The sequence below is a fragment of the Streptomyces sp. NK15101 genome (genome assembly GCF_020400725.1).
Lineage (GTDB): Bacteria > Actinomycetota > Actinomycetes > Streptomycetales > Streptomycetaceae > Streptomyces.
Map to the genome: position 1 here is coordinate 23385 of NZ_JAINVG010000039.1, position 23831 is coordinate 47215.

20 protein-coding genes and 2 pseudogenes are annotated in these 23831 nt (G+C 72.7%); 3 read left to right on the forward strand and 19 right to left on the reverse strand.

Annotation, left to right across the window (positions count from 1 at the left end; all coding sequences use genetic code 11):
* Positions 1-80: 80 nt before the first annotated feature.
* The 17 genes and pseudogenes from K7G60_RS21360 to K7G60_RS21440 form a co-directional block, all read right to left on the reverse strand.
* The gene (locus tag K7G60_RS21360) at positions 81-695 is read right to left on the reverse strand and encodes an FMN reductase (protein WP_225802536.1); all 615 of its coding nucleotides are present in this window, start codon (positions 693-695) and stop codon (positions 81-83) included.
* Positions 692-1777 (reverse strand): LLM class flavin-dependent oxidoreductase, encoded by a 1086-nt coding sequence (locus tag K7G60_RS21365; protein ID WP_225802537.1) that lies wholly within the window; start codon positions 1775-1777, stop codon positions 692-694. The genes K7G60_RS21360 and K7G60_RS21365 overlap by 4 nt, the downstream gene beginning before the upstream one ends.
* 106 nt (positions 1778-1883) lie before the next feature.
* Entirely contained in the window at positions 1884-2720 is an 837-nt protein-coding gene (locus tag K7G60_RS21370) for an alpha/beta fold hydrolase (RefSeq protein WP_225802538.1), read from the reverse strand.
* A gap of 136 nt (positions 2721-2856) precedes the next feature.
* Positions 2857-5613 carry an AAA family ATPase gene (locus tag K7G60_RS21375; protein ID WP_225802539.1) on the reverse strand — a complete coding sequence of 919 codons (2757 nt, stop codon included), beginning with the start codon at positions 5611-5613 and terminating at the stop codon, positions 2857-2859.
* On the reverse strand, positions 5610-6497 hold the full coding sequence (locus tag K7G60_RS21380) for a carbohydrate ABC transporter permease (RefSeq protein WP_225802540.1): 888 nt from the start codon (positions 6495-6497) through the stop codon (positions 5610-5612). Before K7G60_RS21380 ends, K7G60_RS21375 begins: the two co-directional genes overlap by 4 nt.
* Positions 6494-7459, reverse strand: a complete 966-nt coding sequence (locus tag K7G60_RS21385; RefSeq protein ID WP_225802541.1) for a carbohydrate ABC transporter permease — start codon at positions 7457-7459, stop codon at positions 6494-6496. Before K7G60_RS21385 ends, K7G60_RS21380 begins: the two co-directional genes overlap by 4 nt.
* Positions 7459-8790, reverse strand: coding sequence for an ABC transporter substrate-binding protein (locus K7G60_RS21390; protein WP_225802542.1), 1332 nt, complete (start codon positions 8788-8790; stop codon positions 7459-7461). The genes K7G60_RS21385 and K7G60_RS21390 overlap by 1 nt, the downstream gene beginning before the upstream one ends.
* 104 nt (positions 8791-8894) lie before the next feature.
* On the reverse strand, positions 8895-9620 hold the full coding sequence (locus tag K7G60_RS21395; protein ID WP_225802543.1) for an alpha/beta fold hydrolase: 726 nt from the start codon (positions 9618-9620) through the stop codon (positions 8895-8897).
* A 46-nt stretch (positions 9621-9666) separates the two neighbouring features.
* Positions 9667-9927: pseudogene (locus K7G60_RS21400) on the reverse strand (GNAT family N-acetyltransferase); the annotation flags it as partial.
* Between the two features lie 219 nt (positions 9928-10146).
* The gene (locus K7G60_RS21405; protein WP_225802544.1) at positions 10147-10875 is read right to left on the reverse strand and encodes a GPR1/FUN34/YaaH family transporter; all 729 of its coding nucleotides are present in this window, start codon (positions 10873-10875) and stop codon (positions 10147-10149) included.
* A gap of 14 nt (positions 10876-10889) precedes the next feature.
* Entirely contained in the window at positions 10890-12791 is a 1902-nt protein-coding gene (locus K7G60_RS21410) for an amidohydrolase (protein ID WP_225802545.1), read from the reverse strand.
* Positions 12788-13741: an alpha/beta hydrolase gene (locus K7G60_RS21415; RefSeq protein ID WP_225802546.1), complete on the reverse strand. Its 954-nt coding sequence runs from the start codon at positions 13739-13741 to the stop codon at positions 12788-12790. The genes K7G60_RS21410 and K7G60_RS21415 overlap by 4 nt, the downstream gene beginning before the upstream one ends.
* A gap of 43 nt (positions 13742-13784) precedes the next feature.
* Entirely contained in the window at positions 13785-14612 is an 828-nt protein-coding gene (locus K7G60_RS21420) for an alpha/beta fold hydrolase (protein ID WP_225802547.1), read from the reverse strand.
* Positions 14613-14729: 117 nt separating this feature from the next.
* On the reverse strand, positions 14730-16154 hold the full coding sequence (locus K7G60_RS21425; protein WP_225802548.1) for an NAD(P)/FAD-dependent oxidoreductase: 1425 nt from the start codon (positions 16152-16154) through the stop codon (positions 14730-14732).
* On the reverse strand, positions 16154-16732 hold the full coding sequence (locus tag K7G60_RS21430; protein WP_225802549.1) for a Dps family protein: 579 nt from the start codon (positions 16730-16732) through the stop codon (positions 16154-16156). The genes K7G60_RS21425 and K7G60_RS21430 overlap by 1 nt, the downstream gene beginning before the upstream one ends.
* 97 nt (positions 16733-16829) lie before the next feature.
* Positions 16830-17336, reverse strand: a complete 507-nt coding sequence (locus tag K7G60_RS21435; protein WP_225802550.1) for a DoxX family membrane protein — start codon at positions 17334-17336, stop codon at positions 16830-16832.
* Positions 17337-17341: 5 nt separating this feature from the next.
* Positions 17342-18004 carry a hydrolase gene (locus K7G60_RS21440; protein ID WP_225802551.1) on the reverse strand — a complete coding sequence of 221 codons (663 nt, stop codon included), beginning with the start codon at positions 18002-18004 and terminating at the stop codon, positions 17342-17344.
* Between the two features lie 346 nt (positions 18005-18350).
* Here K7G60_RS21440 and K7G60_RS21445 point away from each other — a divergent pair, with 346 nt between their 5' ends.
* Both K7G60_RS21445 and K7G60_RS39445 read left to right on the forward strand, forming a co-directional pair.
* Complete coding sequence (locus tag K7G60_RS21445; protein WP_225802552.1) at positions 18351-18803, forward strand: SRPBCC family protein; 453 nt, start codon at positions 18351-18353, stop codon at positions 18801-18803.
* 254 nt (positions 18804-19057) lie between these two features.
* Positions 19058-19378, forward strand: a pseudogene (locus K7G60_RS39445) (phosphomethylpyrimidine synthase ThiC); the annotation flags it as partial.
* A gap of 183 nt (positions 19379-19561) precedes the next feature.
* On the opposite strand, the gene K7G60_RS21455 reads toward K7G60_RS39445, so the two are convergent.
* Together K7G60_RS21455 and K7G60_RS21460 are read right to left on the reverse strand one after the other, a co-directional pair.
* Positions 19562-20224, reverse strand: a complete 663-nt coding sequence (locus K7G60_RS21455) for a response regulator transcription factor (RefSeq protein WP_225802553.1) — start codon at positions 20222-20224, stop codon at positions 19562-19564.
* The gene (locus K7G60_RS21460) at positions 20199-21371 is read right to left on the reverse strand and encodes a histidine kinase (protein WP_225802554.1); all 1173 of its coding nucleotides are present in this window, start codon (positions 21369-21371) and stop codon (positions 20199-20201) included. Before K7G60_RS21460 ends, K7G60_RS21455 begins: the two co-directional genes overlap by 26 nt.
* Before the next feature lie 175 nt (positions 21372-21546).
* Between K7G60_RS21460 and K7G60_RS21465 the strand changes: the two genes are divergently transcribed.
* Positions 21547-23826, forward strand: coding sequence for an MMPL family transporter (locus tag K7G60_RS21465; protein ID WP_225802555.1), 2280 nt, complete (start codon positions 21547-21549; stop codon positions 23824-23826).
* Positions 23827-23831: the final 5 nt, after the last annotated feature.

Sequence of the window (23831 nt, forward strand, 5' to 3'; positions counted from 1 at the left end):
GGGCTCGGTTCTCGTGCGGTACGGCGGAACAGTATGAACCATGTGAACCACCCCGCCCTCGGCCGGCCCGGTGGCCCGCCTCAGTCGAAGCGCAGGTCGGCGAGTTGCCGCTCGAGGACGGTGACGTCGTCCTCGGGCTCTTCGCCGACCGGGCGCGCCGCCATGAGCGCGGCGAGCTCGACGCCCGCGCGGCGGACCCGGCCGGGCAGGCCGTCGGTGTAGTCGTCTCCGCCCGAGCCCCAGTCCTCGGAGGCCGCGAACACGGCGGTGGGGACGACGACGGCGCGGAGGTAGGCGAAGAGGGGGCGGACGGCGTGCTCCAGGACCAGGGAGTGGCGGGCGGTTCCGCCCGTCGCCGCGGTCAGCACCGGCTTCCCGGTGAGGGCGTCCGGGTCGATCACGTCGAAGAAGGACTTGAAGAGTCCGCTGTAGGAGGCGGCGAACACGGGCGTCACGACGATCAGGCCGTCGGCGGCCGTCACCGCGTCGATCGCGGAGCTCAGCCGCGGCGGTGGGAACCCGGTCACGAGGTGGTTGGCGATGTCGCCGGCCAGTTCGCGCAGCTCCACGACCTCCGTCGACGCCTCGTGCTCCCGGGCGGCGAGTTCGTCGCGGGCCGATTCGGCCAGCCGGTCCGCGAGCAGGCGGGTGGAGGAGGGGGTGCTCAGCCCCGCGGAGACGACGGTCAGCCTCATGCGGCGGACACCTCCCCGGCGGCTCGGAGCGACGCGTGCGCGGGGGCCTCCGGCACGTCGGCCGGTCGTCCCTTCGCGAACTCCCTCCGCAGCACGGGCACGACCTCCTCGCCGAGGATGTCGAGCTGTTCGAGGACGGTCTTCAGGGGCAGGCCCGCGTGGTCCATCAGGAACAGCTGGCGCTGGTAGTCGCCGACGGTCTCGCGGAACGACAGGGTCCGCTCGATGACCTGCTGGGGAGAGCCCACGGTCAGCGGGGTCTGCTCGGTGAAGTCCTCGAGGGACGGGCCGTGGCCGTACACCGGCGCGTTGTCGAAGTAGGGCCGGAACTCCCGTACGGCGTCCTGCGAGTTCTTCCGCATGAAGACCTGTCCGCCCAGGCCGACGATCGCGTCCTCCGGCCGGCCGTGGCCGTGGTGCGCGAACCGGCGCCGGTAGAGCCGCACCATGCGCCGGGTGTGGTCGGCCGGCCAGAAGATGTTGTTGTGGAAGAAGCCGTCGCCGTAGAAGGCGGCCTGCTCCGCGATCTCGGGGGACCTGATGGATCCGTGCCAGACGAAGGGCGGGACGCCGTCCAGGGGCCGCGGTGTCGAGGTGAAGGCCTGGAGCGGGGTGCGGAACGTGCCCTCCCAGTCCACGACGTCCTCGCGCCACAGCCGGCGCAGCAGCGCGTAGTTCTCCTTGGCGAGGTTGATGCCCTGGCGGATGTCCTGCCCGAACCACGGGTAGACGGGACCGGTGTTGCCGCGGCCCAGCATGAGGTCGACCCGACCGTCGGCCAGGTGCTGGAGCATCGCGTAGTCCTCGGCGATCTTCACCGGGTCGTTGGTGGTGATCAGCGTCGTGGAGGTGGAGAGGATCAGCCTCTCGGTGCGGGCGGCGATGTAACCGAGTATGGTGGTCGGTGACGACGGCACGAACGGCGGGTTGTGGTGCTCGCCGGTCGCGAAGACGTCCAGGCCGACCTCCTCCGCCTTGAGCGCGATCGCGACCATCGCCTTGATGCGCTCGCGTTCGGTCGGGGTGCGACCGGTGGTGGGGTCGGGGGTCACGTCCCCGACGGTGAAGATGCCGAACTGCATGGGGTGTCTGCTCTCCTGAGCTCGTCCGGTTCCCGCGCCGGGGAACCGTGGGGCCGGGGTGACGCCGGGGGCCCGGGCGTCACCCCGGCGGGTCAGCGGTGGGGGGTCACTTCGCCAGGAAGGCGAGGAGGGCGGTGTTGACCTCCTCCGCGTGGGTCCACAGCAGGCCGTGCGGGGCGCCCTCGATCTCGACGTAGTCGGCCGACGGCAGCGCCTTGTGGAAGGGGCGCGCGGTGTTCTCGGCGGGCAGGATGCGGTCGGCGGTGCCGTGCAGGATCAGGGCGGGCACGTCGACGGACGGGATGTCGGCGCGGAAGTCGGTGTACCAGGTCGACGGGGCCGCGGAGGCGGCGAAGGAGCCGCCGCCGGCCGCGGTGTTCCAGCTGTTGCGGACGGCTTCCTCGCTGATCCGGGTGCCCAGGTTCTCGTCGAGGTTGTAGAAGTCGTTGAAGAAGGCGGTGTAGTAGGCGTAGCGGTCGGCCTTGACGGCGGCGACGACTCCGTCGAAGAACTCCTTGGGGGCCACACCGTCCGGGTTGTCGTCGGTCTTGAGCAGGCAGGGCTCCAGCGAGGCCAGGAAGGCGACCTTGGCGACGCGGGCGGAGCCGTACGTGGACACGTAGCGGGCGACCTCGCCGGTGCCCATGGAGAAGCCGACGAGGACGGCGTCGTTCAGGTCGAGGGTCTCCATCACGGTGTTGAGGTCGGCCGCGAAGGTGTCGTAGTCGTAGCCGGTGGTCGGCTGCGAGGAGCGCCCGAACCCGCGGCGGTCGTACGTGATCACACGGTGCCCGGCGTCGAGCAGCGCGGCGGTCTGCCGCTCCCAGGAGTGGCCGTCGAGCGGGAAGCCGTGGATGAGGACGACCGGCTGCCCGGCCCCCTGGTCCTCGAAGTACAGCTCGACGGGGTTGGTGTTCTCCTGGCCCACGGTGATGTACGGCATGGGGATGTGTCCTCGATTCGGGGTGGCTGGTCCGCGCGTCGAAGCGGCGCGGTGTGCCCGTCACGCTAGGACCGGCCCCGCGCCTCCTGTTGCCGCACCGCGCACCACACCTTGCACGGGGGCGCAGAGCTCGTGCTCAGTCGTCGCCGGCCGTTCCCTCGTCGTCCTCCGCGAGGACGATCCGGGCCAGGTGGACCCTGGAACGCACCGCGAGCTTGCGGAAGATCGACGCCAGATGGGTGTTGACCGTGTGCGGCGAGACGACGAGGGCCTCCGCGGCCGACCGGTTGGTGTGACCCGCGGCGATCAGCCGGGCCACCTTGCGTTCCGAGGCCGTGAGCGCGTCCCAGCCCTGGTCGGTGCGCGGCCGGAGACGTCCGGTGCGCCGGCCGGGGCGGCGTGCGGCCCGTTCCGGTTCGGCCCGGACCCGGTCGGCCTCCGCGTCGGCTCCCGCCCGGGCGTATATGTCGTGCGCCCTGGTCAGGGCGGGTGTCGCGGCGGGGTCGCCCGAGGCCAGGAGCGCCCGCCCGAGGTCGGCGGACGCGGCTGCCAGGGGCAGGGGCCGGGGGCCGCGCAGGAGGATGTCCACCGCCCGCTCCAGGAGGCCGTGGTCGGCGCCCACCAGGGCGGACGCGTGGGCGGCCGTCCCCTGCGCGGTCGGCACGGTGGGGTTGCGGGTGGCGTGTGCGGCGGCCTGTGCCGCGAGGTCCTCGGCGAGCTTCCGGTCCCCGCCGCGCAGGGCGATCCGCACGGCCTGGACGACATGGGGGCGCAGGAGCCGCCAGCGGAGGAATGGGTGGTCGCGCTGCACCGACCGGAGGAACTCGGCCGCTGCCGTGTGGTCGCCGTCGGCGTCGGCGACCACGGCCTCGAAGTACTGGTGCGCGGCGTGGTTTCCCTTGTTCGGCCGGTCGGCCAGGGTCGCCCGCACGACGTCCAGGTGTTCACTCGCGGCTTCGCGGTCGCCGCGCAGCACCGCGAGGAGACCGCGGTTGACGCGGATGTTGACCAGGTTGTTGGGTACCTGGAGGTCCGCTTCGAGACGCTCGGCCGTGACGAAGTCGGCGTCCGCGTCGTCGAGCCGCCCGAGCCCCATGTTCAGGGTTCCCTGGGCCCAGAGGAGCATGGCGGGGCGCAGGGGAAGGTCGCCCGCCGTCCGGAGCAGTCGCCGTACGGCGTCGAAGTCGTCCATGTGGATCAGGGCGACGGCCTCCTCGGGCAGGAAGGCCGAGTCGAACACGCTCAGCGCGGTGTGGTGTTCGACGGCTGCGGCGCAGTCGCCCGCGTTGAGGGCGATCTCGCCGAGACCCCACAGTGCGAGGACGCGGGCCTCCCGGTCTCCCGCTCGCTCCGCCTCGGCGAGCGCCCGTTCGCCGGTCTCCCGAGCGGCCGCGAGGTCGCTCCCGCGGGACCGGGCCAGGGCATGCCGGGCGATCAGCCGGGCACGGACCGCCGGGTCGGTGACGGCTGCCAGCGCCGTCGTCGTGCGGCGGGTCAGCTCGTGGACGTCGTCGAGGTGCCAGAGCGTATCGCCGAGTACGGACTGCAGACGGGCGAAGACGTCCAGGGGCGGCTGCCGGGCGAGCAGCACGTCGCCTATGTCCCGTGCCTGCGTGTACCGGCCCGCGCGGGTCAGCGCGACGATGGCCCGCTCCCCCACGTCGTACGCCATGGGCGCACGGGTCGGTACGAGTTCCAGGGCCCGTACGGCCAGGTCGGCGGCGAGGTCGGGCATCACGGCGATCACGTCCTCGGCGGCCGTGCCGAGGAGCCCGATCGCCTCCATGTCGCCGGGCTCGGCGCTCTTCAGCAGGTGCGGGACCGCGTCGCCGGAGCTCCGGCCCGCCGCGACGAGCCGGCTCGCGGCCTCCCGGTGCAGTGCCCGGCGTACGGAGGGGGCGAGGTCGGCGTACACCGCCTGGCGGAGCAGGTCGTGGCGGAACAGGAGGCGTTCGCCGTCGTCGTGGAGGAGGGCGGCCGCGATCGCCTCGTCCACTTCGGCGCTGAGTCCGGAGGCGGGCCGGCCGCACAGGGCCGCGGCGTCGGTGAGCGAGAACGCGCGGCCGAGGACCGAGCCGATCCGCAGGAAGTGCAGGGTGTCCGGCCGGAGGTCGGCCAGGCGGCCGCGTACGCCGAGGACCAGCCGCTCGGGCGGCTCCGGCCCGTCCGCGCCCGTCGCCGCGATGCCCGAGAGCATCTCGGCCGCGAGGAAGGGGTTGCCGCCCGCCCCGTCGAGGAGCTCCCCCACCCGCGCCGGCACGTCCCCGCCGAGGACGTCGCGTGCCAGTTCGGCCACGGCCGTCTCGGACAGCGGCCGCAGGGGGAGGGTCGTCGTCAGCGGCCCCTGCCCGTACAGCTCCGGGTCCTCCCTGCTGGTGAGCAGCCAGAGGACCGGGGAGCTGAGCAGCCGTGCCGGCAGGACGCTCAGGGCGAAACGGCTCAGCGGGTCGGCCCATTGGACGTCGTCGACCGCGATCAGTACGGGCCTGCCCGCCGAGCGTTCCTCGATCAGCTGGGCGAGCCGTTCGACGAGCCAGATGCGCTGGTCGTGGTGGCCGGCGAGGTCCGCGAAGTCCGTGCCGGAGAGCAGCGGCGGGTCACCGTGCAGGAGGCCCGAGGCCAGGGAGGCGAGCGGCGCCAGTTCGTGCAGTTCCTCGGCGCGTCCCTGGCTGACGAGGAATCCCTGGGCCCGTGCGAGCGGGACGGTCTCCCGCAGCAGCGCGGTCTTGCCGATCCCTGGCTCGCCGAGGAGCAGCGCGACCGCGCCTCCCTCGCCGTCCCGCACCGCTTCGACCAGGGCGTGCAGCTGCTCCAGCTCGGCTTCGCGGCCCCGCAGCCCGGGCCGGCTCAGCCCCGTCGCCGCGCCCTGCCCGTCGGGCCTGTCGGGGCTCATCCCTTGACCGATCCGGCGAGCAGTCCCCGGGCGAAGTGCCGCCGGAGGGAGAAGAAGACGAGCAGCGGGACGAGCGCGGCCACGAAGGCTCCCGCGGTGAGCCGCTGCCAGTCGTCGCCGTAGGTTCCGGCCAGGCTCGCCAGTCTGACCGTCATCGGCGCGGTCTCGGCCGTTCCGCCCGACAGGGTCAGTGCCACGAGGAGGTCGTTCCACACCCAGACGAACTGAAGGACGGCGAAGCCGACCAGGGCCGGGCGGGCCAGCGGGAGCACGATCCGGAGCAGCAGAGTCCCGTGCGACGCGCCGTCGACGCGGGCGGCCTCGATCAGCTCCCGGGGCAGCCCGGCCAGGAAGTTGTGCAGGAGGAACACCGCGAACGGCAGCGCGAAGACCGTGTGGGCGAACCAGACCTGGCCGAACCGCGCGGGACCGGTGAGGTGCCACGCGGGCAGGAACAGCCAGCCCTGGGAGAAGAGCTTCAGGAGCGGGACGAGCGCCGTCTGGAGCGGCACGACCTGGAGCGCGAAGATGCCGACGACGAGCGCGTCGCGCCCCCTGAAGTCGATCCAGGCCAGCGCGTACGCCGCGAAGAAGGCCAGGACGAGCGGGAACAGCACCGAGGGAACGGTGATGACGACGGAGTTGACGAAGTGCTCCGCGAGCCGCCCCGCCCCGTTCCCGCCGCCGGAGAGCACCTCGCCGTAGTTGTCGAGGGTGAGGTGCGGCGTACCGAACACGGTCCACCAGCCCGTCGTCTTGATCTCCTGCTCGGGGCGGAACGAGGAGAGCAGGAGACCGAGGGTCGGTGTCGTCCAGAGGACCGCGATCACCACGGCCATCGACGTGAAGGCACGGGAGGTCAGACGCTCCCGGACGCCGTTCACCCCGTCCTCCGCCGTGCCCGGAGCTGGTGGGCGACGAAGGGGGTGACGAGGAGGAAGAGGAGCACGGCCAGCGCCGCGCCGCGGCCCGTCTCGCCGTAGCGGAAGGCCTGGTCGTACATCTCGTGGGCGAGGACGCCCGTGTCGAACTGTCCGCCGGTCATGGTCCTGACGATGTCGAAGGCCTTGAAGGTGCCGATCGCCAGGGCGAGGAGGACGACGAGCAGTGTGGGCCTGATCGACGGCAGGGTGATCCGCCGGAAGACCTGCCCGGCGGACGCACCGTCGAGCAGGGCGGCCTCGGTCAGCTCCGGGGGTACGGCCCTGATCGCGGCGGTCAGCAGGACGGCCGCGAAGCCCGCCTGGGTCCACACCATCGCCACGATGAGGAACAGGACGTTCCAGGGAGAGTCCACGAGCCATTGCCGCGGCTCGCCGTCGAACGCGACGACGAGCCGGTTCAGCAGCCCGATCTGTCCGGCCCCGGCCGGACGGTAGGCGTAGACGAACTTCCAGACGACACCGGCGCCGACGAACGAGATCGTCATCGGCGTCAGGAGGAGGGACAGCGCGAACGTTCCGAACCGCGACCGTGCGACGGCTGCCGCGTAGAGCAGACCGAACGCGGTGGACGTGAGCGGCACGAGCACCGCCCACGCAAGGGTGTTGCGCAGCGCCACCAGCGACCGGTGGTCGGTGAACATCCACACGTAGTTGTCGAAGCCGGCCCACGCGTCTCCCCCGCTGTCGGTGAACGACAGCGCCAGGGTGCGCAGACCGGGCAGGACGAGACCGACCGCGAGCAGCAGCAGCGCGGGGGCCAGCAGGATCAGGGCCGCGGCCCTCCTCCGCACCGGTCCCCGGTGCAGTGCGAGCAGGATCAGGGAGACCACCGCCGCGAAGGCGGCGACGCCCTGGAGCAGGTACAGCAGCTTGGGCTGCTGGGCGACGACGTCGAACGACATCACTTCCCCGGCCAGGACCGTTCGATGGAGCCGGCGACCTGCCGGGTGCTCGCGCCGCCGATCCAGTCGACGGCTCCCTTCCAGAACGTCCCGGCGCCGACCGACGCCGGCATCAGGTCCGAACCGTCGAACCTGAACTGCGTCCTGGGGTCCTGGAGCAGTCGGATCGAGAGCCTGTCGACCGGGGTCGCGGCGTTCGCCGGGTCCACGCCCCTGTTCGCCGAGACGAACGGGCCCTTCTTCATCCGCGCGTTGGCGAAGTCCGCGGAGGCCAGGTACTCCTGGAACGCCCGGACCTCGGGGCGGTCGGCGAACGCCGAGGCGAACACTCCACCGCCCAGGACGGGGAGGCTCGCCGGGTCGGCACCCGGCAGGAGGAAGACGTGGACGTCCTTGTCCGGTCCGATCTCGGTGCCCTCCGGCCACATGTCGGCGTAGAACGAGGCCTGGCGGTGCATCGCACAGTCGCCGGAGAGGATCGGTGTGCCGGCCTCCTGGAAGGAGATCGACGCCATCGACCGGGCCGGTCCGAAACCGCCGTTGGCGTACCGGTCGTTCTTGAGGACGGACCCCACGGTGTCCATGGCCTTGATCACACGCGGGTCGTCGAACGGGATCTCGTGGGCGACCCATCGGTCGTAGACGTCCGTGCCCTGCTGGCGCAGGAGGACGTCCTCGATCCAGTCCGTCACGGGCCAGCCGGTCGCCTCGGCGGACTCGACGCCCGCGCACCACGGCTTGACGCCCGACGCCGCGACCTTCTCGGTGACGGCCATCAGCTCGGTCCACGTGCGGGGAACGCTCAGTCCCTCGTCCCGGAAGAACTTCGGGGAGTACCAGACGAACGACTTCACGTTCGCGACCAGTGGAGTGCCGTAGAGGGTGCCGTCCACGGTCGCGTAGCTGTTCCAGTCCGCCGACCAGCCCTGCTTCGCGAGAGCGGCGACGCCGGCGCTCACGGGCTTGAGCTTCCCCGCCCGCGCGAAGCGTTCCAGGAGGCCGGGCTGGGGGAAGAACGCCACGTCGGGGGCGCTCCCGCCGTCGACCCGGAGCTGGATCCGGGCCTCGAACTCCCCGTCGCCCTCGTACCGGACGTCGATTCCCGTGCAGTCGGCGAAGTCGGCCCACGTCTCTTCGAACAGGTCGGCTTCCCGGTCCCGGTTCTCCGCGTAGACGGTGACCTCGGTGCCGGGGTGCTTGCCGTAGCGGGCGTACGGTGCGCAGTCCGCGGTGGTGTGCGACGGCGAACCGCCGTCCTGCGGGGTGCCGCAGGCGGTGGCGGTGGCGGCGAGGGTGATGACGGCGAGCGCGAGCCTCGCGCCGAACCTCATGGGTGTGCTTCCTCCGATCGCCCGCCGCATGTTCTCGGCGGGCGTTTCGGAAAACTACCGGGTTCGAACGACATAGACCAATCGTTCGAAGTTCAAGCGCCGGGTCAGTGCCCCGTGGACCGGGCCGCCTCCAGGATCAGCTCCGCCACGGCCTTGGGCTGGGCGAGCATGACCAGGTGGGAGGAGTCGACCTCGACGGTGGTCATGCCGGCCCGCTCGTACCCGTACCGCTCCACGTCGGGGTTGATCGTGCGGTCGGAGGAGGCCACCAGGCCCCACGAGGGCTTGGTCCTCCACGCGGCGACCGGTGCCGCCTCCGAGAAGGCTCGCGCGGCCAGGGGGCGCTGGGAGACGGCGAGCACCGCGGCGAGGCCGGGGTCGACGTCCGCCGCGAACAGAGCGGGGAACCGGTCGACCGCCACCGAGACGTCGGTGCCGGTGTCGGTGGAGCCGGGCACCGGGAACGGCGTGTAGACGAGCGCGTCGGCGAGACCGGAGTCGGGGAAGCGGCCCTGCAGCTCGCCCAGGCTCTCGCCCTCCTCCAGCGCGTATCCCGCGAGGTACACCAGGGCGCGGACGTTGTCCTCCGCACCGGCGAGGGTGATGACGGCGCCGCCGTAGGAGTGCCCCACCAGGATCACGGGGCCTTCGACGGCACGGACCACGGAGGCGATGTACGCGGCGTCGTCGACGAGGCCGCGGTTGGGCACCGCCGGAGCCACCACGTCCAGGCCGGCGGCGGTCAGTTCGGGGATGACGCGGGCGAAGCTGGAGGCGTCGGCGAAGGCGCCGTGGACCAGGACGACGGTGGGGCGGGCGTGTCGGGGCATGGGGGAACTCCTCGGTGAGTGGCTGGGAAGGTGGTCGTGGGTCGGTTCACAGGCCGAAGCGGGCGCGGCGCGCCTCGGGCACCAGGTCGGCGTACTCGGGGTGCTTGCCGATCCAGCTCCGGATGAAGGGGCAGTACGGCAGGACGCTCAGCCCACGGGCCCGGGCGTCGTCGAGGGCGCCGCGGGCGAGCAGCCCGCCCAGGCCCCGGCCGCCGAAGCGGGGATCGATCTCGGTGTGGATGAAGGCGATCTCGCCCTCCGAGAGGTGGTACTCGGCGAAGCCCGCCGTCTCGGCGCCGTCGCCGTCGCCGTCGTCATCGTCATCGTCATCGTCATCGTCATCGTCATCGTCATCGTCATCGTCATCGTCATCGTCATCGTCATCGTCATCGTCATCGTCATCGTCATCGTCATCGTCATCGTCATCGGCGAGGATCTCGTACCGGGACTTCTCGGGCCGGTCGGTGACTCGGGGGTCCATGGGTGCTCCTGTGCGGTCGGGGTGTGACGGGGTCGGTGGCTGCGATCAGAGGGTGCGGCGCACGCCCGCCTGGCGTTCCAGGTTGCGGAGCTGGACGGCGAGGTCGCCTTCCACGGCGAGGTGGGCGGGGCCGCTGCGGCCGATGGGCAGGACCTGCTCGCTGCGCATGTCCTCGAGCATCAGGGCGAACGCCGTGTACATCGCGACGAGCGCCACCACGAGGCCGAGCGCCCCGGACGTGCGCGTCAGCCATTCGGCCCCGGTGACGCCCGCGAGGCCGGTGGCCGCCCAGCGGGGCAGGGAGACCGCGAGGACGAGCCACAGCGCCCGCTTGGGCCCGGTCACGGCGGTCATCAGCGCGCCGAAGCAGAGGAGCGCCAGGTTGAAGACGCCGAGGACCTTCAGGCCGTCGGCCGCGCCGCTGAACATGATGAGCGAGTAGGGCAGCCAGCTGCCGGCGAACACCGCCATCAGGGTCGCCGCGATCACGTCACGGGCGCCGAAGGCCAGGAAGCTCACCAGGAGTTGGAGGACGAAGGCCGGCAGCACCGTGAACGCGACGGCGGCACGGGCCTCCTCCCCGAAGATCCCGAGCTGGAGACATCCCGTCATCACGGACGCGATGGCGATCGTGAAGAAGCCGAGCGGCATGGGTGAGGCGATGGGACGCAGGGTGATCCGTGTCATCGACCGGAGGTCCGGTTCGAAGCGGCGTCCCGGGGGCGCGGCCGGGTCCTGTTCGCCGCCGTCGGCGGCCGGGGAGGCGGCAGTCATCGGATGTCTCTCTTTCAGTGTTCGAAGCAGGGGTCGACGAAGGACGGCGTCCTCTCGGGGACGGAGCCGCGCGCGACGCGCCACCGGCGGTGCTGCTCGGACTCGGCGACGGCCTCGGCCACCAGCGATGCCTGGTGGGCGCCCCCACGGCCCGACTGGTAGCCGCCGAAGTGGGCCACGGGGCTCCATTCCGGGCTCACCGGCGGGACGGCCTCGTCGAGGCCCTCGTACTCCGCGGTCGCGTAGACGATCCGGCCGCCGACGACGGTGAGCACGGACTCGATGTCGGGGATGACGTCCTCGGCCACGGTGAGGAAGTCGTCGGAGAGGACCGCGAGGTCGCCGTAGCAGCCCTCCCGCAGGGTTCCCTTGACGTCCTGCTCGCCGGTGAGCTGCGCCCCGCCCCGGGTGTAGAGGCCGAGGGCGGTCTCCCGGTCGATCAGGTTCCCCGCCGGGTAAAGCGGGGTGCCTCCGACGGTGCGCCCGGTGACCAGCCAGTGGAGGGCGACCCACGGGTTGTACGAGGAGACGCGGGTCGCGTCGGTTCCGGCGGCGACGGTCAGACCCCGGTCGAGCATGGCCCGGACCGGCGGGGTGTGGGCGGCGGCCCCGGCGCCGTAGCGGTCGAGGAACGCGGCGCCCTGGAAGGACATCCGGTTCTGGACCGAGACGGCGCCGCCGAGGGCCGCGATCCGGTCCAGGCTGCCGGCCGAGACGGTCTCCGCGTGGTCGAAGAGCCAGCGGTTGCCGCCGGGGAAGAGTCCCTCCGCGGCGAGCTTCTCGAAGACGGCCAGGTCGCGGCGGATCGTCTCGTCGTAGGTCGCGTGGAGCCTGAATCCCCAGCCGTTCTCCAGCAGGAGCCGTACGGCGCTCTCGAACTCGGTCTCGTAGCCCGCGGCGAGCTCGGGCCGGGGTTCGGAGAAGTTCTCGAAGTCGGCGGCGGCCCACGTCAGGTTCTCGCCCGCGCCGTTCAGCCGGAGCCACTCGTCCCCGTCCCCGGGCTTGACCATCTCTGTCCAGCGCTTGAGGTCGGCGAGCTCCTGACCGGCCGTCTGCGGGAAGAGGTGGTAGGCGATCCGCAGGGACAGCTCTCCCGACCGGGCGAGGTCGGCGACCGTGGCGTAGTTGTCGGGGAAGTTCTGGAACCCGCCGGCGGCGTCGACCGCCGAGGTCAGCCCGAAGCGGTTCAGCTCGCGCAGGAAGTGCCGCGTCGACGTCCGCTTGTCGGCCTCGTCGAGAGCCGGCGCCTTGGCCAGGGTCGAGTACAGGATCAGAGCGCTCGGGGCGGCGAGGAGCACCCCGTTGGGTTCGCCGTCCCTGCCCCGTACGATCTGTCCGCCGCGCGGATCGGGGGTCTCCCGGGTGAATCCGGCGGCCTGTACGGCGGCCCGGTTCATCAGCGCCGACTGGTACAGGTGAAGGACGAACACCGGGGTGTCGGGGGCGGCGGCGTTCAGCTCGGCGACGGTCGGCATCCGGCGCTCGGCGAACTGCTCGGCGGTCCAGCCGCCGACGACCCGGATCCACTGCCCCTTCGGGGTGCGGCCGGCCTGCTCGCGCAGCATCGCCAGGGCCTGGCGGAGGCTGCGCACGCCGTCCCAGCGCAGCTCCAGGACGTAGTTCAGGCCGCCCCGGATGACGTGCAGGTGCGAGTCGTTCAGGCCGGGGATCACCCGGCGGCCCAGCGCGTCGACGACCTTGGTGCCAGGCCCGACGAGGTGGGCGAGGTCGTGGTCGTCGCCGAGGGCCGCGACCCGGCCGTCGCGGATCGCGACGGCGCGGGCCTCGGGACGGGCGGGGTCGCCCGTGAACACCTTGGCGTTGCGGACGAGGAGGTCGGCGTGCTCGTGCTCCCTGCGCGGGGCGGGGACGAGGCCCGCCACCGGCATGCTGGTCGACGGCCCGGTCGTGGTCATGCGAGGGCCTTCCGGAGGACGTCGGTGGCGAGACCGATGGCGAGTTCCGCGCCCCGCGTCTCGCGCAGCGCGTTCAGCATGACGAAGTCGTGGATGACGCCCTGGACGCGCAGGGCGGTGACGGGGACCCCGGCGGCGCGGAGCTTCGCCGCGTACGCCTCGCCCTCGTCGCGCAGGACGTCCGCCTCTGCCGTGACGACCAGGGCCGGCGGCAGGCCGGTGAGCTGCTCGGTGGAGGCGCGCAGCGGGGAGGCCGTGATCTGGGCGCGCTCGGCCTCGTCGGTCGTGTACTGGTCCCAGAACCACTTCATGGCGTCGCGGCGCAGGAAGTAGCCCTCGCCGAAGGCGTGGTACGAGTCGGTGTCGAAGCTCGCGTCGGTGACCGGGTAGAAGAGGACCTGCTGGACGAGCGTGACGTCGCCGCGCTGCTTGGCCATCAGGGTGAGGGCGGCGGTCATGTTGCCGCCGACGGAGTCGCCCGCGACGGCGATCCGGGTGCCGTCGAGGTCCTTGTGGTGCCCCTCGCGGGCGATCCACTGGGCGACGCCGTAGTTCTGCTCGATGGCGACGGGGTAGCGGGCCTCGGGCGAGAGGTCGTACTCGGGGAAGACCACGGCCGCCCCGGTGCCGACGGCGAGTTCGCGGACGAGCCGGTCGTGGGTGTGGGCGTTGCCGAAGACCCAGCCGGCGCCGTGGATGTACAGGATGACGGGGAGCGTGCCGGTGGCGCCGCGGGGGCGGACGATCCGGGCGCGGACGTCGCCGGTCGGGCCGCCGTGGACGGTGATCCACTCCTCGTCGACCTCGGGCAGGGGAACGCCCTCGCCGCTCTGGACGTCGTCCACGGCCTTGCGGCCGTCGGCGACGGGGATCTGGTAGAGGTACGGCGGCCGGGCGGTGGCGTCGGCGAAGGCCCGGGCGGCGGGTTCGAGGACCGGACGGTCGTTCATGAGGGGCTCTCCTTCGGGATGTGCGGGAGGGGCGGGTCGGGGTTCAGCGGGTCGCCCGCGCGGCGGCGAGGATCACGTGGGTGACCACGGCCGGGCGGGAGACGGCCACGGCGTGCGACGCGTCCACCTCGGTGACGTGCGAGCCGGCGCGCCGGGCCATCCACCGTTGGGCAGCCGGAGGGATGTTCTTGTCGGAGGTGGCGATCAGCGCCCAGGACGGGATCGTCTTCCAGGCCGCCTCGCCGGCCCCTTCCTCCAGCGCGGCGGTGGCGACCGGGCGCTGGGTCGCGGCCATGACGGCCGCGTCGGCGGTGGGGACGTCGGCGGCGAACTGCCGGTGGAACTTGGTCCGTTCGATGACGAGTTCGGTGCCGGTGCCACCGCCGGGCAGCGGGTACGACTGCGGGTTCACGGTGTCGCCGAGGGTGGAGCCGGGGAACCTGGCGGCGAGCTCGGCCGCGCTCTCGCCCTTGTCCGGGGTGAACGCGGCGATGTAGACGAGTGCCCGCACACGGCTGTCGCCCACCGCGGCGCCGCTGATGACGGCGCCGCCGTAGGAGTGGCCGACCAGGACGACGGGTCCGTCGACGACGGCCAGCACGCTGCGCAGGTAGGCGGTGTCCTCGGCGAGCCCGCGCAGCGGGTTGGCGGGGGCCAGGACGGGGTAGCCGGCGTGCTGCAGCCGCCGGATCGTGCCGCTCCAGCTGGAGGCGTCCGCGAACGCTCCGTGGACCAGGACGATCGTGGGCTTGGGGTCGTGCCGGTCGGCGCCGGCGGCGGCCGGGCGGCTCGCGGGTCCGGCGCCGACCAGGGCGGCCAGCGTCGCGGGCAGGGCGAGGCCCAGGGTGAGGGTGCGCCTCGTGGGATGCATGGGTGGGTGATTCCTTGTCGGGTGGTGAGACTTCGGGTGTGCTCGGTCGGGCGGGAGGGCGTGCGGGAGTGCGCGCCGGTCGGGCCGAGCGGGTGCGGCGGTCGGCGGGGTCTCGCCTCAGAGGCCGTACGCCTCCAGGAGCCGGAGCCAGACCTCGCTCACCGTCGGGAAGGCGGGCACGGCGTGCCACAGGCGCTCCAGGGGGACCTCGCCCACGACGGCCACGGTGGCCGTGTGGATGAGCTCGGTGGCCATCGGGCCGGTGAGCGTGCAGCCGACGACGACCCCTCGGGTCCCGTCGACGACGAGCTTGGCGAGGCCGCGGTAGTCGTCCGCGTGGAGCGCGGCACCGGCGACGTCGTCGATGCGGTACTCCACCGTGCGTACCGCGAGACCGGCTTCGCGTGCCGCGCGTTCCGTGAGGCCGACGCTCGCGACCTCGGGACGGGTGAAGACGGCCTGCGGGACGGCGAAACGGTCGGCTTCCGCGCTCCACGGCTGCAGGCCGCCGGTGACGGCCGGGCGCCCGGCGGCGCGCTCGGCGATCGCCGCCGCGCAGGCACGGGCCTGGTACTTGGCCATGTGGGTCAGCGGCGCACGGCGGTTGACGTCGCCGACGGCGTAGAGCCAGTCGCCCTCGACCGCGGTGACCCGGCAGGTGTCGTCGACCGGGAGCCAGTCGCCGGCCGGCAGTCCCACGGAGTCCAGGCCGAGGTCCGCGGTCCGCGGGCGTCGTCCGACGGCGGCGAGGACCTCGTCGCAGACGAGGGCGGTGCCGTCGTCGGTGTCCACGGTCACCGTGCGGGTGTCGTCGTCACGGGCGACCCGGACGGCCGACACCCCGAAGCGGATGGTGACGCCCAGGTCGCCCAGACCCCGGGTGACTTCTTCGCCGGCACACGGCTCCCAGCCGGTCAGCAGGGCCTGATCGCGGACCAGCAGGGTGACAGAGGAGCCGAGCGAGCGCCACGTGGTGGCCATCTCGCAGGCCACCACTCCCCCGCCGATGACGACGAGCCGCTCGGGCACCGCATCGGCCGTGGTGGCCTGCCGGTTGGTCCACACACCGATCCGGTCGAGCCCCTCGACCGGCGGAAGGGCGGGCTCCGTGCCGGTGCAGACCACGACCGCGCGCCGGGCCCGCAGGGTGCGGACCGTGCCGTCGGCCCCCGTCACCTCCACCCGGCGCTCACCGGCGAGCCGCCCGTGCCCCCGTACGAGCGCGATGCCCGCGCCGTCGAGCCAGTCGGCCTGGCCGGTGTCGTCGCCGCGCCCGGTTAAGCGGTCGCGGCGGGCCAGGACGTGCGCCGGGTCGAGTGCCGCCGTGACCGCCTGCCCGGCCCCGTCGACCGATCGGGCCTCCGCCAGGGCGGCGCCGGGTCGCAGCAGGGCCCTGCTCGGCACGCAGGCACGGTAGGAGCACTCGCCGCCGACGGCCTCCGCCTCGACGACGACGACGGTCAGACCGGACCGCACGAGCCGGTCGGCGACGACCTCGCCGCCCGGTCCGCCGCCGACCACGACGACGTCGTACGCGTCCATCAGCCGCGCACCAGCGGGGTGTCCACGAGGTGCTCGGCCAGGAACCACACCTGTGCCTCGCCGGTGCGGATGACCTCGGAGACGAGCAGGTCGGTGCTGCCCTCGTCGCCCTCCGCCGAGATCCGGGCGGCGGCGTCCCGCGCGTCGATCAGGATCCGCTCGTGCGCGTCGAGGAGCCGCGACAGCATGACGGGAACCGGCTCGACGCCGTCCGGCGGCCGGGGGATCGCGGTCAGCTCCGCGACGTGGCGCGGGTCTCCGACGGCGACGCCGCCGAGGCTCTGGACCCGCTCGGCCAGCGCGTCGACGATGGCCAGCTGGGCCTCGGCGTGCTTGTCCAGCATGAGGTGGAGCGAGTAGAAGGTCGCCCCGCGCATGAGCCAGTGGTGCTTCTTGTAGAGGGAGTGGAGGATCTGCGTGTCGGCGAGGACGCGGTTCAGCCGCTGGCAGGCGTACATGCGGGTGTCGTGGCCGAGGCCGATCGGCAGCTGCTTGAGCGTGCCGAACGCCTGGGTCTCGGCGCCCTTCTGGTGCAGCAGCGGCTGACCGCCGCCGTGCGGGGTCGTGAGGGTGTCCATCGAGTGCTCCTGATGGGGAAGGGGTGGGAAGGGCCCGGCCGTCCGGTCGGGGGTGCGCGAGCGGCCGGACCCGGTCTGCGCGGCTCGCGCTCGGCGCTCAGCGCTCGGCGATGGCCGGGGCGGCGGACCGGTGCAGGACGAGCCGGGTGAGGAGTCCGCTGCCGAGACCGGCCGCGAGCGCGAGGGCCGCCCACCACAGGGGGTAGGGCGTGAGGCCGAGGGCCGCGTCGAGGGACCAGGCGCCGGGTCCGGTGGCGGCGAGGGCGGCGGCGGTGCCGATGAGGACGAGCGGGTACTCGTATCCGTCGTTCTGCACCCAGAGGCCGTGGCGCCATTTCACGGTGAGCGCCACCGTCATGACGCCGATGGTGCCGGTGGCGGCGAGCGGGGTCAGGAGGCCGGCGGCGAGCAGCAGGCCCGATCCGATCTGGCCGCCGCCCGCCGCCAGTGCGGTGAGGGCCCCGCCGCGGAAACCGTCGGCACGGAACTCCTCGGTGCCGCCCGCGAGTCCCCTGCCGCCCAGGTGTGAGCTGACCTTCTGCACCCCGTGGCCGGCGACGAGCAGACCCACCAGCAGACGCAGGACCAGAATGCCGGTGTCCAAGGAGATCAGCCGGCCGCGTGCGCGCCGATGACGCTCTGCGCGTACACGACACCCAGGCCGTACGCGCCCGCGTGGGCCTTGACGATCTCCATGACCGCGCCGTACGTCTCCTGGCGCGCCCAGTCGCGCTGCAGCTCCAGGAGGACCTGGACCCAGGTCACCGGGACGGCGCCGGCGGCGATCATCCGCTGCAGGGCGTGCTCGTGGGCGGCCGGGCTGACGCCGCCGGAGGCGTCGGTCACGACGTACACCTCGTAACCCTGCTCCAGCGCCGAGAGCGCGGGCAGCACCAGGCAGACCTCGGTCCACAGACCCGACAGGATGATCTTCTTGCGCCCGGTCGCCTTGACCGCCGCCACGAGCGCCTCGTCCTCCCAGGCGTTCATGGTGGTGCGGTCGATGACCTCGTGCTTGGGGAACACCTCGGCGAGCTGCGGCAGCAGGGGCCCGGAGAAGGACTCGGCGGCGACCGTGGTCAGGACGGCCGGCACGTCGAACGCCTTGGCCGCCTTGCCGAGGCCCACGGTGCTGTTGATGATCGCGGCACGGTCGCCGCTGCCGGTGCCGAAGAACATCTGCGGCTGGTGGTCCACGAAGAGCATGACCGAGTTGTCGGGCGTGAGCAGGTCCTTGCTCGGGGCGGCCTGCACCTTGGCGATGTCGAACATGAGGGGTCCTTTCGGAGCTGTCGGTGACGTGCCCGCCGCCTCCGCGGCCCGGCACTTCTTCAAGCTACGAGCGACCCGACCGGCCCAGTTGACCTCCTGCGCCCAGGGGTTGGCACGACAGCGCACAACCGCCCCGAGGCGATCGCACAGAGCCCCCGCAACCCCCAACCGCGCACACCGGGCTCCGGCGATCAGAGGCCCGACACACCGGCGCCACCCATGTGCGAGCTCGTCGGCCCTGGAAAGCGCCGTCCGACCGGTCCGAGGTGCGTGGGGCGTGCGGGTCCTCCACCCTGGAGGGAGCCTGCCCCTTGCGCCGGGCGGGGTGGCCCCGACGAGGAGTGGCATGGCCGGACAGTTCGAGGCGAGGGTCGAGGTGGACCGACACATCGACAAGGTTTTCGGATATCTCGCCGACGGGCGGAACGATCCGCGGTTCAGCCCGCGGGTGCTCCGGATCGACCGGTTCCCCGAGTCGCCGACGGCCGTCGGGACGGTGTTCCGCAGCACGGTGAAGGACGCGGGGATGAAGACCTCGCGGGAGTTCCGCGTCACCGCCTTCGACCCGCCGCGGTCGATGCGCTGGACCGAGGTGTCGAAGAACCTCGTGACGGCGAGTGAGGGCGGCTACGACCTGGAACCGCTGCCGGACGGCGGGACGCGGGTCCGCATCCACAACGTGCTGGAGGGCCACGGCCTCGGCAAGCTCCTCGTCGGCCTGGCCCTGGCCGCGGCGCGCAAGGACGCGCCGGCCTTCGGCAAGCGCATCAAGGCAGCCGTAGAGGCAGACGTGTCCTAGATCGGCGAGGTGGCGGGGCCTGTCCGACCGGGGGCCGCCCTGAGTCGCCCAGGGCGCTCGGCAGTTCCTGACGGAAGAAGCGGCACGGCGGAAGCGTCGTGGTCCGACGGTACGCGCGAGTGCCCACCGCACTCGAGCTCATGCTCTTCGTCCGGCAGCGTGAAATACGTTTCGCCGGTCGCGCCGGCGCTGTCAGGATGGGCGTCGTTTTCCGTGACCCTCATCGATGGCCCGCAGACGCTGACGGAGGCTCCATGAACGGTTCAGGTGACGTCCAGGAGGTTCGCGAGGGCCTGCTGAGCGAGCCGGAGGCCCGGACGCGCATCGACTCGGGCTCCCTCGTCGCCCTGCGGACGTCCGGTAGCCCGGTCCTGGTGGGGCCGGGTTCGCTGGTCAAGGTGAACACCAGCATCGGATGCAACAGAGCGGCCGATCTGGCGACCGAGGTCGAGAAGATCGCGGAGACAGGCAGGCTCGGCTACCGGCCCGACCTGATGATGGACCTCAGCACGGTCGACCTGCCCACCCCGCTCTACCGGACCGCGGGCGAGCAGCTCGGTCTGCCCGTCGGAACGCTGCCGCACCACCTCTGCTTCAAGCCGCGGCGCGGAATGGACGTCCCCCGCCTGCTCGACTCGACGATCGGGACGGCCGATCTACGGATTCACCACCAGCCACCGGCCGAGGCGAGCTGGAACGGGCGTGTGACACCGCTCCGCGAGCTCTGTCCCAAGGGCTCGCACGGGACATGGTCCGGCTCAGGCTCCAGGGAGGATGCGGCGCGTCTCGTAGGCCCACATCGCGATCTCGACCCGGTTGCGGGCGCCGAGTTTGGCCATCAGGCTCGCCAGATGCGTCTTCACCGTGCTCAGGCTGATGTGCAGCGCGTCGGCGATCTCGGTGTTGGTCAGCCCGCGGGCGACGGCGAGGAGCACCTGCTCCTCGCGGGCGGTGACGGGGGAGACCGGCTGGGCCGCGGGCCGGCCGGCGGGCAGGTCCGCGAATGTCTGGAGCAGCCGGACGGTGACGCTGGGCGCGATGAGCGCCTCACCGTCGGACGCCGACCGTACGGCCTGGGCCAGAAGGTCCGGTCCCGTGTCCTTGAGGAGGAATCCGCGGGCGCCGGCACGCAGTGAGCCGTAGACGTACTCGTCGAGGTCGAACGTGGTGATGACGACCACGGCCGGCGGGTCGGCGACGCCCGAGCCGGCGATCAGCCGGGTGGCCTCGAGCCCGTCGAGTACGGGCATGCGGATGTCGAACAGGCAGACGTCGGGGCGCAGTTCGCGGGCCAGCCGTACCGCTTCGTGTCCGTCGGCGGCCTCGCCGACCACCTCGATTCCGGGCTGGGCGTTCAGCATGATCCGCAACCCGGTGCGGATGATCGCCTGGTCGTCAGCGACGAGGACGCGAATGGCCACGGCTCTCGCTCCTCGCTCTCGGCAGCTCGGCTTCGACGTGCCAGCCCTGGTCGGCGCCCGGGCCGGCTCGTAGGGCGCCGCCGAGCAGGGCCGCGCGCTCGCGCAGTCCGGCAAGTCCGTATCCGTCGCGACCTCGGCCGGTGCGTTGGCCGTTGTCGCGCACACTCACCCGTACCGCGTGCCGTTCCGCGGCGACCCGGACCACGACCTCGGTCGCACTGACCGCATGGCGCCTCGCGTTGGTCACCGACTCCTGCACGATGCGGAAGACGGCCGCGTCCAAGGCCGGGGGCAGCGAGTCCAGCTCGCCGTCGAGGTCCAGGTCGACCTTGAGGTGGCCACCCGGCGTGCGCACCAGGCGCTCCAGATCCGCGACCCCGGCAGGCGGCGCCAGCTCGGCGCCGACCCCGCGGTCGCGCAGCGCGGCCACCATGGCTCGCATTTCCTCCAGCGTGCGCGCCCCTTCCTCCTCGACCCCCTCCAGCGCCTCGACGGCGGCGGACGGGTCGGCGCCGGCGAGCACTCGGCCCGCCTGGGCGTGGATCACCATGGCCGATACGTGGTGGGCCACCGTGTCGTGCAGTTCCCGGGCGAGCTGCTCACGCTCGCGGGAGCGCACCTGCTCCAACTGGCGCTCGCGAGCGGTTCCCCAGAACCGCACGGCGGCCCCGATCAAGCCGGGCAGCAACAGGAAGACGAAGCCCCCGACCCGCTCGGCGGCCGGGGTTCCGTACGCGACGACGCACACCGCGAAGGCCGCCAGGATCACCGCGCCGCCCAGCACGATCTCCCGTCCCGACCCCCACCGGGGCAGCGCGTACACCAGCACGAGCACGACCGCGCCGATGTCCAGGCCGACGGGCTCGCGCGGTGCGGCGAGCAGCGAGGCCACCTGAAGCAGGATCACCGAGCCGAACGCCAGCGTGACCATCGCCAGCGGGCGGGTCCGGCGCCACAGGGGCAGCAGGCACAGCCATACGGCGAACACCACCGCCGCCGGCCGCCACACGACGTCCTCGCGCAGGGTGGCCTCCAGCGCCACACCGGCAAGGCCCGCGGCGAGCAGCGCCCAGTCGCGCCGCACCCGGGCGGGGGCGTCGGGCGGCCGGGGTTCGGTCCACAGGGTTCGCAGGTCGTCTCGGAGCACGGTTCTCAGCGTAGGGACCGCGCCGTGCCGCGCATCGGCCGAAAGGATGGGGCTTCACTCCGACTTGGGGCCGACGGATCCGTGGCCCGCGAGCCGATGCCGCAGGGCGCCGTGGCGACGAGCCTCGGTATCGGCGGCCGCACGAGGACGGCCGACGAGGTGGTTGGAGGACCCGATGCTCTCGAAAGCCCTGTTGCGCCTGGGCGCAAGCGCCGCCCGCCACCCCTGGCGGGTGATCGCTGCATGGCTGGTCGCCGCCACGCTGGCCGTCCTCGCCGCCGTCGCCTTCGGCGGGCGGAACGCGGATTCGATGACCGCTCCGGGACTGGACTCCCAGCGGGCCGCGGAACTGATCGAGCGGGCCGGCACCGGCCAGGAGGGGATGACCGCCCAAGTGGTCGTCACCCCCCTCGACGGCGCTGCGACGTTCTTCGGCCACGACAGCGCGCGCACCGCTCTCACACGTCTGCAGACCGAGGTGGGGCGACTGCCGCACGTGCTCGGCACGAGCGACCCGGCGGGGGCGCTCGACGCGGCCGGGGACGCCGCCGTGCGCGGCGGCCTCGTCTCGGCCGACGGGCGGATCGCGGTCGTCCGGGTGCAGTACCCCGACCAGAGCCGGCTGTCGGCCGAAGACCTCCATGCCCTCGTCGATCTCGGCGACCGGCTGCGTGCCGAACTGCCCCTGCGCATCGAGATGGGCGGGCACCTCTTCTACGCCTTCTCCGACCCCGACAACGGCACGAGCGAGTTGATCGGCCTCCTCGCCGCGGCCGCGATCCTGTTCCTGGCGTTCGGTTCGCTCGTCGCCGCCGCGCTGCCGATCGGCATGGCGGTCTTCGGACTGACCGTCGGGGTCGCCACGATGACGGTACTGGCGGGGGTCATGGAGGTCCCCACCTTCGCACCGATCCTGGGCAGCATGGTCGGGCTCGGAGTGGGCATCGACTACGCGCTGTTCGTGCTCGCCAGGCACCGGGAGTACCTCGCGCGCGGGCTCGGTCCGCACGAGGCGGCCGGACGAGCGGTGGCCACGGCGGGGCGGCCGGTGGTCTTCGCCGGCGGCACCGTCGTCGTGTCGATCCTCGGCCTGGCGGTCGCGAACGTGCCGTTCATGACGGTGGGCGGGGTTGCCGTCTCGATCGTCGTCCTGACCATGGTGCTCGCGTCGGTGACGCTGCTGCCGGCCTTCCTCGGCGCGGCGGGCCCTCGTCTGGGCCGGGCCGGGCGGCTCGGCCGGGCTCTTCGGGCCGGGCGGCTCGGCCGGGCTCTTCGGACCGGGCGACTCGGCCGGCGGCGGGGCGCGGCGCCGGGCACCGTCCCCGCCGCCGGGTGGCGTCGCCGGATCGGGCACGTCAGCCGGCACCCGGTGCCGTACGCGGTCGGCGCGGCGGGGCTGCTGCTGACGGCGACGCTGCCCCTGCTCGGCCTGCGCGTCGGCCTGCCCGACGACGGCTCACTGCCTCGGAGCCGTACCGAGCGCCGCGCGTACGACCTCGTCGCCGAGGGGTTCGGCCCGGGCACCAACGGTCCCCTCGTCATCGCCGCGGACCCCGCCGGCGATCCGGGAGTGCTGGACCGTCTCGTCGCGACGGTCGCGGCGGATCCGGGGATCGCGTCCCTCGCGCCCACGCACGTCGATCGGGCCACCGGCATCGCGATCCTCGTGGTGTTCCCGACCACCAGCCCTCAGGACAAGGCCACGGCCGACACCATCGCCCGGCTGCGCACCGACGTGCTGCCCACGGCGGTCGGGCACGGCCCGGCCAGGGCCCATGTCGGCGGCGCCGCCGCGAGCCTGTCCGATGTGGGCCGGCGCACCAGCCAACGCCTGCCGGCGTTCGTCGCCGCCGTGCTGGCGATGTCGTTCCTGCTGCTGATGCTGGTCTTCCGTTCGGTCGTCGTACCGCTCAAGGCGGTACTGCTGAATCTGCTGAGCATCGGCGCGGCCTACGGGGTCATGGTCGCGGTCTTCCAGTGGGGCTGGGGAGGCGCCCTCATCGGGCTGGAAGCGACGGTTCCGATCGTGTCGTTCATCCCGATGTTCCTCTTCGCCATCCTGTTCGGCCTGTCGATGGACTACGAGGTGTTCCTCCTCTCCCGCGTACGCGAGGAGTACCTGCGCACCGGCGACAACGGCACGGCGATCGTCGAGGGCGTCTCGGGCACCGCCCGGATCATCACCTCGGCCGCCCTCATCATGGTGGCGGTCTTCCTGTCCTTCGCCGTCGCCGATGACCCCTCCACCAAAATGTTCGGGCTGGGCCTGGCCACCGCGATCTTCATCGACGCCACGGTCGTACGCATGGTGCTGGTACCGGCGACCATGACACTCCTCGGCCGGACCAACTGGTGGCTGCCGAAGTGGCTGGACCGGATGCTTCCCCGCGGCCCGGTCGGCACCGACGCGGAATCCACGGGTGAGGACCCGCGTCCACGGCCGGCCGACCGCTGACTCGG